Genomic DNA, 12,302 nt, shown 5'->3' on the forward strand with positions numbered 1-12,302 from the left:
CCCCGGGGCGTACGCCCCAACGTTGATCGGCTACACCACGAAGCGGGACGCCATCCTGCCCCTTCTCGTCGGCGTTTCGGCAGCCAACACCCACGACAGCGAAGGGCTGAGCCCATGATCGAGGGTCACCAAACGATTCCCAATAGGCTTGTCAGGCCTGGCTGATGACTCGCTGTGAGTAGGTCAAACCAGCACGACGGGGCTCAGCGGTGCGGTGATCTCAAAGGTGCGGCCGTCTCGTATGAGGGCAGGCGTTCAAGCGGCGGCGTGCAAGGGCGATGACAGCCTGCTTATGACTCTTCCCTTCGGCTCGTTTGCGCTCGTAGAACGCCTTCGAAACGGGACAGCACCGGGCGGCGACCATGGCGGACATGTAGAAGACCCGCAGCAGGCATCGACAGTAGAGCCGTGGTCGGCGCATGTTGCCGCTGATGCGACCGGAGTCCTTCGGAACCGGAGCCCAGTCCCGCAACACCGGCAAGGCGGTCCGAACTGCCGCTGTGTGCTTTTGCCGCTGGCAGGGCCGTGAAGGGCGTCGGCGCCTGGGGCGGGGGTGACGACGGGAGGGCAGCGGCGGCTTCGGCTGCCGCTGGCGCGGCGGCAGGTCCATTTCGTCGCGGAAACAGCGAGTGACGGTGCGGATCCGCCGCGATGAGAGGGTTGTCGCCGCCGACGAACAGAACGCCCTCGTGGACGCGCATACGCAAGATCATCATCGACCAGCTGAGCGGCCGCGTGCAGGTGGTGTCGCCGCCACCCATGTAGCCCAGCTTCCGAAGTGGTTACGGTGTGGGTGACCAAGCGGTCCCACTTCGGCTCGGCCGTGTCTGACCGTGCTGGCTGGTCGGCACGCGACGCTAATCGGAAGCTCGGGCGCGTGCGCGAGCCCGGTGTGCCCGCAGATTCTCAATGTTTCCGCAGACTCGGGTGGAGTGCCACACCCCGCTGTTGTTGCGTGACCGGTCGAAGAAAGCCACGCTGCATCGGGGATTGCGGCAGATCTTCAACCGGTTCCAGACATTCGTCTGTTGGGCTTCCAGCGCTTCCATCAGCACGAGGCAGGCGATGTAGCGCCATCCGGTGCCGCGCGGTTCGATGCTCACTCGGCTGTCCCGGTTCATCCGTAGTCCTGCGGAGGCGGAATACAGCGCGGACAGATCCGCCAGGGCGGGTTCGGCGCCGCGCCGGTCCGGTGTCCGCAGCGCATCCTGGAGCTCACCCCGCAAGACGCGAAGTTCGTCAAGATCATGCTCATTGATCTCGACCTGTGGTTCCGGCCGGTCTCGCTCGCGCGCCCACGTCGACAGGTCCTCACCGATCCAGTTCTTGGCAGTCGTGAGATCGCCGAGGAGATCGGGCTCCCTGGGCTTTCCGGCAGCCAGGGTGTTCAGCAGGTCCTGGACGAGAGCGAGCCCCGCCGGCGCGGCCTCAAGCCGGTAGCGCTCGCTAGCTGGCCAGGTCATGCCGTAGTTCCTCTCCTCGAGCGGCCATGGACCGACATCAACGACAACAGCTCGCTCGGCGCTACCCAAGGCCACGCAGCGCCCTTTTAGCAGGTGGGGGCGCTGCGCGTCACAGGCTGGAACGCTCGTCCGGTGCTCATAGCCAACGTACCCCATCGGGCTATGCTCACGTTGTCTTCCCCGTGGGCTGCTGAGAGGCGGCCCTCAGCCCAGGATGCCCAGTGCGCCGTACCAGACCGGTCCAGGGTTGAGCCGGTCCGGGTACAGCGCCGTCATACGTTCGAAGTACTCAAGCGGAGTGGGCTTCGCGGCGAGTAGCCGGATGACGTCCTGCAGGTACGCGCGAGTTCGCTGAATGGCGGCCGGATCGTCGGGCAGGTCACGGTTCTTGTGGCCAGCAACCACGAACCGGGGCTCCAGAGCTTCCACCTGGTCGAGCGCTTGCAACCACTGTTCCAGGCCGCCGCTGCCGCCCTCCAGGATGTATTGGTGGACCCCGTTGTAGACGACGTCACCGGCGACCACGAGGCCGATGGATGGCACGTGCAGAACAGTAGTTGCATCGGTGTCGGTGTGGCCGACCTCCACCGCTCGCAGAACGTTCCCTTCGAGCAGCAAGCCCCCGGCGGGCATCGGTTCGGCCAGGACTGGGGTCTCAGGGATGAGGCCGGGAAACTCCCTGTCCCACAGCTGCTCACGCCCCTCGGCGGCCTGCTGGTGCATGACCTGGATGGTGCCCTCAGTTGCGTAGGCGGTGGCGCTCGGGAACCGCTCGAGCAGTTTGGCCGTGCCGAACCAGTGGTCGCCGTGGCCGTGAGTTGCGTAGATGTACAGCAGACGCCTGCCGGACGCCTCAATCCAGTCGCCGACCTGTTGGATTTGCTCGTGAGTGAACGGCGGATCGACGAGGACCGCGTCCCGCTCACCGAGCACGAGGGTCGTGGCGACGGGTGAGGAGACAATCGGTTCACCGCTCGGCAGCCGCAGCTCGCCCGCTCTGCGGACGCCTTCGAGGACCAGAACCTCGTAGGAGAGAGGGGCAGTCGGGATCTTGGTCATCACGGAACTCCATTCCGGAGGGCACGGCACTGCGGTGATCCATACCGCGAAGAAATGACTATACCACCTTTGCCTCTTTCCTACTTGTCATGGCGATGATCCGGAATCCAGCCATTGTTCACTCGCATCTGCGCGATCGTAACCGTTGAACGAAAGAAGCTAGTGAACTATGGTCACTTTATCCCGGCAGGGCAGAGCGGTGGACCTTCGTTTTGATGATGTCGTGCGCACTCCGCACACCCGGCCTCTTCCCCTGCTGTCTCGATGAGGAGATATGTGCATGCCAGCCAACCTGCACAGCGTCGCGCGCGAACTAGATGAGTGGCTTTTGAGCCGTTATCTTCCTAAATGGGTTGCTATCGGCAACGGCGGCCGCGATGACACCGCGGCGATCCTCGAGTATTGGGGCGCCCCGATGCACGCCGTCGCGCCCGGCAAAACCGGGTGGCTGATGACCCCAGATGCGGTCCTCGACCTACTGGCCCACATCCACACCCGGCTGCGGGCCGGTGGCTACACGCACACGGATGTTTTGGACAAGGACATCACCGTCTACTGCGAGGACGCGGCCTCCATAGAGGCGCTGTGGTCGCGCTGCCGCGCTGACGGATCGGAGATCGAGCGAGAGGCGGTGCACTTCAACGTGCACCGGACCGCTGCAGGGTGGCGGGTCGTCAGTCTGGTGGGGGTGCAGACCTCTGCTGAGCGCCTGCATGAGGTGTGGCGGCGGGACCGCTGAACGGCCGAACGTGGCGCAGAGAACGCCTAACCCGCCCACATCGACCAGTTCGACCGAGGAGGCAAGGCAGCACATGAAGTTCTATGAAGAAGAATCGCGCATTCCAGCAGAGGGCGGGATCACCTTGCACGCCTGGCTGTTCCGCCCCCAGGGCGAAGGGCCATTCCCCGCCGTCACTGTCGCTCACGGCTTCGCCGGGGTCAAGTATCAGGGGCTGCGTGCTTACGCCGAGCGTTTCGCTCGCAGTGGCTTCGTCGTCGTCGTGCACGATCACCGCAACTTCGCGCTGAGTGGCGGTGACGTCCGCGGCGACATCGACCCCTGGCAGCAAATCGCCGACTGGCGGCGCGTGATCTCCTACCTGGAGGCACTCCCTTACGTCGATCCGTCCCGAATCGGACTGTGGGGTTCCAGCTACGCCGGCGGACACGCCTTGGTGCTGGCCGCCACCGACCGACGGATCAAGGCCGCCGTCGCCCAGATCCCCACCATCAGCGGCTATGAGCAGGGACGGCGGCGGGTGTCGCCAGAGCAACTACCCGCTTTGGAGACGCGGTTCGACGCCGACGAGCGTGCCCAGCTCACTGGAGCGGCTCCCGCCATGCAAGCGCTCGTCAGTACCAATCCGACCGTCCCGGCGGCGTTCCGCACGCAGGCGATGACCGACTTCCTGAACCGCTTCACCTTGCCCGACGCAGTGGAGGCCAATGACGAGATCACGGTGCGCTCGGCGCGGCGCGCCCGGATGTACGAGCCGGGACTGTGGGTGGAGCGAATCGCCCCCACGCCGCTGCTCATGGTGGTCGGCACGCACGACGACGTGACACCTACTGACCTGGCCCTGGAGGCATACCAGCGCGCGCTGGAGCCCAAGGGGCTGCAGATGTTCGACGGTGGTCACTTCGACGCCTATGTCGACGGGACCTTCGAGACCACCAGCGGCGCAGCTACCGATTGGTTCCGCAAGTACCTAGCTTGATCCGCTTCCGGTCCGGTCGGTCATCCCGTATTCAGATCGACAGGTACGCGGACACGCCTGAAGCCCAGTTCACCGCTCTGTGCTACTTCGCACTCGACGGCGCCGACCGCGTCAGCCGCAAGCTCGTACGCCGAGAAAAGCGCGGCGACCGAGCCAAGGAAGGTCGAAGACAGCTCGATGCGTGCCCAGGAGCCTTTGCCTGGCTGCGTCGCCGACGGATATCAGGCATTCACCGGCACTGTCTTCGCCCGCGAGTCGACCTCGCCCGGCCGGAGCCCACGGAGTAATCGATCATCACGACGACGACATCCTCGGCCTTGAGGTGGGCCATGGCGGGTCCTTTCGCAGGAGGCAGTGGAAGGTCGGCGTCGGCTCCGCACCATCGACGGGACGGGACCGCACCGCCGTTTCAACGTTACGCGTCCAGAAATTCCGATTCAATAACTTCTTGAACAAGAAGACTTGCTCCGTGGCGCTGATATCCCCACCCTCAAGGCAGCCACCACCCCCGCAACAGACACCATGGGCGAACACCCCTTTGCCTCTGACCTGAACTGGCTGCTACACCGGGTCGCCGCCTCGCTGGGCAGCGCCCAGAACGAAGTGGCCCGGCGCCACGGTCTCGGCATACGTGACTACGTCGTGCTGCGCACCGTCGCCAGTGGCGCGCCAACCAGTCAGCTCGCGCTGGGTAAGGATCTCGGGCTAGGCAAGACGACACTCACCGCCGTTCTCGACCGCTTGGAGGGCGCCGGACTCGTGCTGCGCCGCCCTGCGGCTGGCGACCGGCGTACGCATGTATGCGAGGCGACCGAGACTGACTGGGAGTTGGCCGGCCGGGTGGCACACGAAATCGCTCGCACGGAGGACGGGCTGCTGTCTACTCACGGACCGCGCGAGCGCCGGTTGCTCGTCACGCTGCTGCGCGAGTTGGCCTTCGGGACCTTCGCCGGATCCGCGCCCATTTCGGGGTCCTGCATCCGAACCGGGGCGTGACGCCGCGTACGTCGCGCCCGCGCGCGGGTAGGCCGGACGCTAACGGACCGGCACACGCGCGCGCGGGAATGACGGCGATCACATGTTGATCATGTGGCCGACCAGACCGTGGACCGCCTCCTTGACCGCCTCGCCGAGCGTGGGGTGTGCATGGATATTGCGCGCCACCTCGTGCACGGTGAGATCCCACTGCTGGGCGAGGGTCAGCTCCGGCAGCAGCTCCACGACGTCCGCGCCGATGAGGTGCGCGCCCAGCAGCTCGCCGTGCGTCCCGTCGCTGATGACCTTAACGAACCCCACCGAATCGCCCAGCCCCTGGGCCTTGCCGTTCGCGGTGAAGGGAAACTTGGCCACCCGGACGTCGAAGCCGCGCTCGCGCGCCTGCCGCTCCGTCCATCCGAAGCTGGCGATCTGCGGCTGGCAGAAGGTGGCACGCGGGATCATCACGTAGTCGAGTTCCATGGTATCCGCCCCGGCAATGGTTTCTGCCGCCACGATGCCCATCGACTCCGCGGCGTGGGCCAGCATCAGCTTGGCTGTAACGTCACCTATGGCAAAGATGTGCGGCACGCTAGTGCGTAGCCGGCCGTCGACGTCGATGGCCCCCTGCTGGGTGAGACGCACTCCCGTGTTCTCCAGGCCGTAGCCCGTCACACAGGGCTGGAAACCGAGGGCTTGGAGGACCTTGTCTGCTTCCAGGACCTGTCGTTGCCCATCCTGCGAGACGGTAACCCTGGCCTTGTCACCCTCCTCGGAGATGTCCTCCACGCGAGTGGAGGTGAGGATTTCGATACCGAGCCGCCGGTAGCGACGGGCCAGTTCCGCAGAGATCTCCTCGTCCTCCAGCGGGGCCGGCCGGTCGGCGAACTCCACGATCGTGACGCGCACACCGTAGTTATGCAGCACGTATGCGAACTCCACACCGATGGCGCCGGCACCCGCGATGACGATGCTCTCCGGCAGCTCCTCGGCGAGGATCTGCTCCTCGAAGGTGACCACACGCTGGCTCAGCCGGGTGCCTGGGAGCAGCTTCGCGGTGGCACCCGTGGCGACGATGCAGTGACCGAACGTTATCGTCTGCGTGGCGCCGTCAGGAGCCGTCACCATGAGCGTGTGGTCGTCGACGAAGTAGCCGCGCCCGTCGAGCTGGGTGATGGCGTTCTTCCGCATGAGGAAGTTGACGCCCTTGGCCCGGCCGTCGGCGACCCGACGGCTGCGCCGGAAGGCCTCGGCATAGTCGAAGCGCACCGTGCCCTCGACGTGGATGCCGAAAGTCTTGGCCTCCTGTGTGAAGATGTGCGCCAGCTCGGCGTTGCGCAACAACGCCTTGGCGGGGATGCAGCCGACGTTCAGGCACACCCCGCCCCAGTACCGTTCCTCGACGACCGCGGTACGCAGCCCGAGTTGTGCCGCCCGTACAGCGGCCGTGTATCCGCCGGGCCCGGCTCCGAGGACGACGACGTCGTAGTGCGTGCTCATGATCAGTACTCCCTGCGGTTCGAGACCGCCAACGCTCCAAATATGACGACCGCAGGCGGCGGAACATTTGCGGGGTGGGTCTGACTGAGCATGGGCCTGCTCCTGATAGTGGATGCTTGCGAGCGGATGGGGCACAGGGCCTTCGCGGGTCTACCTGCCGTCGCACGGCGCGGGACTGGGAAAGGCTGTCAGGCTCCCGATCTTCAGTGAGTGTGTCGCGAAGGGGTGTTGGGTCCATCACCGCCTCCCCTCCCGGTGCCCCGAGGCACGGTCGTATCCGCGACGGTGCCCGGCGGGTGACACCCACCGGGCGCCATCGGCAGCGGCACCAGCTGCGTCAGCCCCCGAGGAAGGCGTTCACCTCGGCGGCGAAATCGGCCGGGTACTGGAAGAGGAAGCCATGGCCGGCGTCCGAGTAGATGCTCAGCTTGGCGTTTGGCAGGTGCTCGGCCAGCAGGTAGGTGTTCTGAGTGGGGACCATCTCGTCGTTGTCACCATTGGCCACCAGCACGGGCTGCCGGATGGACTCCAGACGTTGCAGACGGGAGTCGTCGCGGACACCCCAGGCAGAGATCGCGGTCAGCTGCGCATCGCGAACGGCCAAATTCGCCGGTGCGTCCCGCTCGGCGGTGCGCAGACCCAGACGCTTGAGGAAATCGACCCCCTTGGCCTGGCTGGACGCACTCTTCTCGAAGAACAGGGTGAGCAAGTTCTTGGCCGTGGGAGCGTCGTCGAAGGCGGCGTCACGGATGGCGCCGGCCGTGTACAGGTGGATGTCCCGGCCTCCCCTGGGAGCCGTGCCGGCCAGCACCAGGCGGCGTACCTGCCACGGACGGAACAGGGTCATTTCCTGGGCCACGAAACCACCGATGGAGAAGCCGAGCAGGTCGTAGCGGTGCAGCTGGATGGCGTCCAGGAAGGCGAAAGCGTTGTGGGCCATGCCCTCGACGGTGTTCGGGGTGATGCCGGTGGAGCCGCCGACACCGGCGAGGTCGACCAGGATGACCTCTCGTTGGGCGGCGAGCCTGTCGACCAGCTCCGGGTCCCAGTTGTCGAGGGTGGCGCGGAAGTGCACCAGGCAGAGCAGCGGCAGCTCGCTCTGGTTGGGGGTGCCGAACCGGCGGTAGCGATAGGTGACGCCGTCCGCGGCTTCCACGTGCAGGTTGGGCGTCGTGATCTGACTCTGGGGGCTTTCGGCGTTCACCTGAAGTGCCTCTCTGTATCAGGGCGGAGTGAAGTGGTGCATCGGAAGGAAGTGCATGCGGCCCTTCTCTCTCCCCCGCACCTGGTGCGTTCCTGCGGCGTCGCGAAGTCGGTGCTTCAGCTCAGATGCGCGGGCCGATCCGCTCGCCCATGTTCAGCTCCAGGTCGTAGACGGCCTCCGGGCTAGCCTTTGCCGACAGGCGCAGCCGCTCCTGGATGTGCTCCCGGGTGAGCAGACGGACGAAGCGCTCGTTTGTGGCCGCCAGCACGGCGGCGCTGGGCGGGGGAGCCTCCTCGTTCAGGATTTCCTTCACCGCGCGCAGCGCGTCGGCGTCGAAAAAGGCGAGGCGCCGCGCGAAGCGGTCGACGACGGCGTCCAGTTCGGCGTCCGGCACCGCGCGGTTGATCCAGCCGTACCGTTCGGCCGTGTCCGCGTCGTAGTCGTCGCCCGAGGCAATGATCTCCAGTGCCCGCGAGCGTCCAGTCAACTGCCACAAGCGCTGGAGACCGCCGCAGCCGGGAATAATGCCGCTGCCGATCTCCAGTTGCCCCAGGACAGCCTTCTCCCGGCTCGCAAATCGTACGTCAAGGGCGAGCAGAAACTCGTTGCCGATGCCGCGGGCGCGGCCCCGCAGGGATCCCACCGTGATGAAGTGCGCCTTGGCCAGGCGGTCGACGAGGGCGAACCAGGCAGGCATGCCCTCCCCGAACTCAGCCACCCGGCCCAGGTTGAGGTGCGCGATAAAGAACTCCGGGTGGGCGCTGTCGAAGACGACGACCTTGACCTCGGGGTCCGCGTCGAGCTGCTCAACGATCTCTGCAAGACGGGCCTCGACCTCGGGGTCGTAGAGGTTGAGCGGCGGGTTGTCGAAGGTCACCCGGTGGTAGCCGGGGCTGATCTGTTCGCCCCGGACGTAGTCAGGTGTGCTGTCCGTCGCAGTGTCCGACATGGCGGGTACCTCGCTTGTGTGTCGTGTGCATGTGTGGTCTGACTGGTGTCCGGCCGACGGAGTCACGACAGCGCGTTCAAGGACGGCTCGTGGCTGGTGCCGACACCCAGGTCGGCGAACTCCGTTCACACCTGACACCCTCTGTCGCGGAAGACCGTGCGGCCAACGGAAGAGAGGTCAATAACCGATAGAAACCGGCCAACTGGTGCACACCTCCGCCCGGGCACGAGTCGTGTGACCGGCCCGGATCTGGACCGGCTGGAGGGACACCATCGCGGCGGGTCCGGGCGGCGGAAGCCGCCTGTCCGGTGCAGGGCAGTGGCCGGTGGTGTGTCCGGAGCGCCGCCATCAGGCGGCCGACGTGATGATGTGGCGGCGTACCTGTAGGCCGTGGATCACCTCGGCGACGCCGATGACGAGCAGCCAGATGCCCGACACGACGGTCAGCGAGGCGATGGAGGGGAACGGCCACACGACGACCGTGATTCCGGCTAGGACGCTGAGGACACCGACGAACAGGCTCCAGGTACGTGCCGGGCCCGCAGGCCCCGCTACGGCCGCCGTCGTCAGCGAAATGCCACGTAGCAGCCAGCTGAACCCGATCCAGAACGCAAGGAGGAGAAGAGACTGGGTGACGCTCCGGAAACACATCAGGCCGAGCAGCATGCTCAAAGTACCGCTGAGCACCAGCACAGCCCGCAGGGAGACGGGCGCATGCGGCGCGAACGCGCCGACGAGTTGGGTCACGCCATACGCGAGCAGGTATACGCCGAACAGCACGCCCACGACGATCAGAGTGGCACGCGGCCAGATCAGGGTGATCAATCCGACAACGGTGGCGACCACACCGCCACCGACCAGTAGCTGCCAGACGGCGGTTCTCAGCAGTTGCGAAATGCTCGACTCGTTCCACTCGCCGGGTCCAGTGGATGTCCCGTCCACGACGACCATGGTCTCCGCGACTCCTCTCGGGTTTGGGGGTTACAGCTTGGGATTGCGGGCACCTGGCCCACATCGGTCATATGACGTAGGGACGCGGCGTGACGCGGGCTTACGTCGGCCGCTCCCGCACGGTCCCCCGCTTCACCGCACGGTCAGAGCCGGGAAAGCACGTCTCCAGATCGTCCAGGCCCAGGGAGCCCTGTGACAGCGCGGCCCAGTGCCAAGCCTTCAGGTCAAACTCCTCGCCGTGCCGCTCCCGCGCCCTCTCCCGGCCCAGGAGCCACGCCCGCTCGCCGAGTTTGCAATCGATCGTTTGACCAGGCATGAACAGGTAGCGGATCAGCTCGCTTCGCGCTAACTCCGTCGGCCTGCTGCTGTGTCAGGTGAAGAACTCCAGGGCGAGCCCGGGTGGAAGGGCGCGTGGACGGATATCTCCAGCTCCAGATGCATGCCGATGTCGATGATGAGCCGAACGGCGCGCATCATCTGCCCGTCGAGGTAGCCCAGCCGCTGACCTCGCGCAGGCCCTCGCCCGCATCGTGTACGGCGGCCAGCTCCGCCGTGAGCCGCTCGCGCAGCAGCCGGGCACACCGCTGTCCGCACACCGCTGTCCGCGCCGGATCGGCGTTTCGCCTCGCAGAGTCCGGTCAGCGTCTGCTGGGCCAGTTCGGCGACGGCCGCCTGGCCCCCTGGCGAGGCGGCCGGCAGCTTTCCGGCGCTCCGGTCACCGAGTGTCAGCAAGTTAGCGGGGCACCCCCGTTCTCACGCATGCGGACTAGCTTGTACGAGATACATGTCCAAGTCCGCTCCGTCGGCTGGAACACGAAAGAATTCTCTAGACGTCGATAGCCGGGGCGTCCGTACTCTCCAAGAACAAGTTAGCTGCCGCTGCGGCAGAGTCGGCAGAGGCACGTCCGAATGCTGTCGAGTGACCCTGCGGCCCCGTCTCGTGGAAAGCCTTCCATGACTGTTCTTCCCGGCTCCTTACCCGCCGCGGCGCACCCTCTGCCCACGTTTCTCGCCGCCATGGCGTCACGTCCTGGTGACCACGGCTGCGAAGGCCGTGCGTCACACCTGTACCCGTCTGGGCAGCCCTGATGGGGTACGCGCAGTGCGCGACGAACGTGAGATCGCAGCGGCACTGGCGTACGCCCGCCGGGAGAACGTGCCGCTTGGGGCGCGCAGCGGCGGTCACGGCATCAGTGGACGGTCCGCGAACGACGCAGGCCTAGCCATCGCCCTGTCACGCCTCGCCTCACAGACGGTGCTAGTGCTTTGACCGGGAAGGTTCGCCGGGTCGACGGTTCCAGCGGTTGGATGGCCGGTGACGTCCGATCCGATCGCTGGGGGTTTGGTGGCCGAGCCTGTCCGTGTGCGCAGGTTGACCTACCAAGAGGGGCAGAAGCTGCAGCAGATCGTGCGCCGGGGCAGCACCAGCTCGGTGCGATACCGGCGCGCGGTGATGCTGCTGGCCTCGGCCGGCGGGAACCGGGTGCCCGTGCTCGCCCAGTTGGTACAGGCCGACGAGCCCACCGTCCGTGACTTGATCCACCGCTTCAACGAGATCGGCCTGGGGCCTGCCTGGACCCTCAGTGGGCGGGAGGCCGTCCCCGCCTTCTCAGTCCTGACGACGAGGACTTCGTCGTCGCGACGGCCGCCACCCGACCGACCAAGCTCGGCCAGCCCTTCACTCGCTGGTCCATCCGCAAACTCGCCGCCTACCTGCGGAAGGTCCACGGCCGTGTCATCCGGGTCGGCCGCGAGGCGTTACGGTCCATGCTCGCCCGCCGCGGCATCACCTTCCAGCGCACCAAGACCTGGAAGGAATCGCCCGATCCCGAGCGCGATGCCAAGCTGGACCGCATCAAGCACGTCCTGGACCGCTTCCCCGACCGCGTGTTCGCGTTCGACGAGTTCGGTCCGCTCGGCATTCGCCCCACGGGCGGCTCTGGCTGGGCTCCCGCCGGTCACCCCGAGCGGCACCCCGCGACCTACCACCGCACCCACGGTGTCCAGTACTTCCACGGCTGCTACTCGCTCGGCGACGACACCCTGTGGGGCGTCAACCGCCGCAAGAAGGGCGCCGGCAACACCCTGGCCGCGCTCAGGTCGATCCGTGCGGCCCGCCCGGACGGCGCCCCGACCTACGTCATTCTGGACAACCTGTCCGCCCACAAAGGCGAGACGATCCGGCGCTGAGTGAGGAAGAACCGGGTCGAGCTGTGCTTCACACCGACCTACGCGTCCTGGGCCAACCCGATCGAGGCGCACTTCGGGCCACTGCGGCAGTTCACGATCGCGAACTCGAACCACCCCAACCACACCGTCCAGACCCGGGCCCTGCACGCCTACCTGCGCTGGCGCAACCCCAACGCCCGCCACCCCGATGTTCTAGCCGCCCAACGACGCGAGCGTGCACGCGTCCGCAGCGAGAAGGGCATCCGCTGGGGCGGGCGCCCGCTCACCACGGCAGCCTGAACGACTGGTGTTCC

The 12,302-nt window shown here is 66.5% G+C and carries 10 protein-coding genes and 3 pseudogenes; 5 read left to right on the forward strand and 8 right to left on the reverse strand.

Going from position 1 to position 12,302, the window contains the following annotated elements; genetic code table 11:
- Window positions 1–183 precede the first annotated feature (183 nt).
- The 3 genes and pseudogenes from IE275_RS44095 to IE275_RS44105 all read right to left on the reverse strand — a co-directional run.
- A pseudogene (locus tag IE275_RS44095) lies at window positions 184–497 on the reverse strand (transposase); the annotation flags it as partial.
- Between the two features lie 360 nt (window positions 498–857).
- Complete coding sequence (locus IE275_RS44100) at window positions 858–1,463, reverse strand: CGNR zinc finger domain-containing protein (RefSeq protein WP_189718345.1); 606 nt, start codon at window positions 1,461–1,463, stop codon at window positions 858–860.
- A 204-nt stretch (window positions 1,464–1,667) separates the two neighbouring features.
- Window positions 1,668–2,522: an MBL fold metallo-hydrolase gene (locus IE275_RS44105; RefSeq protein WP_189718346.1), complete on the reverse strand. Its 855-nt coding sequence runs from the start codon at window positions 2,520–2,522 to the stop codon at window positions 1,668–1,670.
- Window positions 2,523–2,802: 280 nt separating this feature from the next.
- Here IE275_RS44105 and IE275_RS44110 point away from each other — a divergent pair, with 280 nt between their 5' ends.
- The 3 genes from IE275_RS44110 (at window position 2,803) to IE275_RS44120 (ending at window position 5,236) form a co-directional block, all read left to right on the forward strand.
- On the forward strand, window positions 2,803–3,261 hold the full coding sequence (locus IE275_RS44110) for a DUF6841 family protein (protein ID WP_189718347.1): 459 nt from the start codon (window positions 2,803–2,805) through the stop codon (window positions 3,259–3,261).
- Complete coding sequence (locus IE275_RS44115) at window positions 3,236–4,240, forward strand: alpha/beta hydrolase (protein ID WP_189718348.1); 1,005 nt, start codon at window positions 3,236–3,238, stop codon at window positions 4,238–4,240. The genes IE275_RS44110 and IE275_RS44115 overlap by 26 nt, the downstream gene beginning before the upstream one ends.
- Before the next feature lie 522 nt (window positions 4,241–4,762).
- Window positions 4,763–5,236 carry a MarR family winged helix-turn-helix transcriptional regulator gene (locus tag IE275_RS44120; protein WP_189718349.1) on the forward strand — a complete coding sequence of 158 codons (474 nt, stop codon included), beginning with the start codon at window positions 4,763–4,765 and terminating at the stop codon, window positions 5,234–5,236.
- A 78-nt stretch (window positions 5,237–5,314) separates the two neighbouring features.
- Here the strand turns inward: IE275_RS44120 and lpdA are convergent, their stop codons facing one another.
- The 5 genes and pseudogenes from lpdA to IE275_RS44145 form a co-directional block, all read right to left on the reverse strand.
- Complete coding sequence (lpdA, locus tag IE275_RS44125; protein WP_189718350.1) at window positions 5,315–6,715, reverse strand: dihydrolipoyl dehydrogenase; 1,401 nt, start codon at window positions 6,713–6,715, stop codon at window positions 5,315–5,317.
- Window positions 6,716–7,052: 337 nt separating this feature from the next.
- Window positions 7,053–7,919: an alpha/beta fold hydrolase gene (locus IE275_RS44130; RefSeq protein WP_189718351.1), complete on the reverse strand. Its 867-nt coding sequence runs from the start codon at window positions 7,917–7,919 to the stop codon at window positions 7,053–7,055.
- A 121-nt stretch (window positions 7,920–8,040) separates the two neighbouring features.
- Complete coding sequence (locus tag IE275_RS44135; protein ID WP_189718352.1) at window positions 8,041–8,868, reverse strand: enoyl-CoA hydratase/isomerase family protein; 828 nt, start codon at window positions 8,866–8,868, stop codon at window positions 8,041–8,043.
- Between the two features lie 348 nt (window positions 8,869–9,216).
- Window positions 9,217–9,819: an HdeD family acid-resistance protein gene (locus IE275_RS44140; protein WP_189718353.1), complete on the reverse strand. Its 603-nt coding sequence runs from the start codon at window positions 9,817–9,819 to the stop codon at window positions 9,217–9,219.
- A gap of 143 nt (window positions 9,820–9,962) precedes the next feature.
- Window positions 9,963–10,323 (reverse strand): annotated as a pseudogene (locus IE275_RS44145) (DUF885 family protein); the annotation flags it as partial.
- Window positions 10,324–10,873: 550 nt separating this feature from the next.
- Between IE275_RS44145 and IE275_RS46585 the strand changes: the two are divergent.
- Both IE275_RS46585 and IE275_RS44155 read left to right on the forward strand, forming a co-directional pair.
- Window positions 10,874–11,089 carry an FAD-binding protein gene (locus IE275_RS46585; RefSeq protein ID WP_268255368.1) on the forward strand — a complete coding sequence of 72 codons (216 nt, stop codon included), beginning with the start codon at window positions 10,874–10,876 and terminating at the stop codon, window positions 11,087–11,089.
- A 75-nt stretch (window positions 11,090–11,164) separates the two neighbouring features.
- Window positions 11,165–12,288 (forward strand): annotated as a pseudogene (locus IE275_RS44155) (IS630 family transposase).
- The last annotated feature ends 14 nt before the right edge of the window (window positions 12,289–12,302 follow it).

The organism is Streptomyces phaeofaciens, assembly GCF_014648915.1.
Taxonomy (GTDB): Bacteria; Actinomycetota; Actinomycetes; order Streptomycetales; family Streptomycetaceae; genus Streptomyces; species Streptomyces phaeofaciens.

Bases quoted from the DNA above. Each gene is read 5' to 3' on its own strand.
- IE275_RS44105 (WP_189718346.1), bottom strand. From the start codon at position 2,522: ATGACCAAGATCCCGACTGCCCCTCTCTCCTACGAGGTTCTGGTCCTC.
- IE275_RS44135 (WP_189718352.1), bottom strand. From the start codon at position 8,868: ATGTCGGACACTGCGACGGACAGCACACCTGACTACGTCCGGGGCGAA.
- IE275_RS44120 (WP_189718349.1), top strand. From the start codon at position 4,763: ATGGGCGAACACCCCTTTGCCTCTGACCTGAACTGGCTGCTACACCGG.
- IE275_RS44140 (WP_189718353.1), bottom strand. From the start codon at position 9,819: ATGGTCGTCGTGGACGGGACATCCACTGGACCCGGCGAGTGGAACGAG.
- IE275_RS44110 (WP_189718347.1), top strand. From the start codon at position 2,803: ATGCCAGCCAACCTGCACAGCGTCGCGCGCGAACTAGATGAGTGGCTT.
- lpdA (WP_189718350.1), bottom strand. From the start codon at position 6,715: ATGAGCACGCACTACGACGTCGTCGTCCTCGGAGCCGGGCCCGGCGGA.
- IE275_RS44100 (WP_189718345.1), bottom strand. From the start codon at position 1,463: ATGACCTGGCCAGCTAGCGAGCGCTACCGGCTTGAGGCCGCGCCGGCG.
- IE275_RS44115 (WP_189718348.1), top strand. From the start codon at position 3,236: ATGAGGTGTGGCGGCGGGACCGCTGAACGGCCGAACGTGGCGCAGAGA.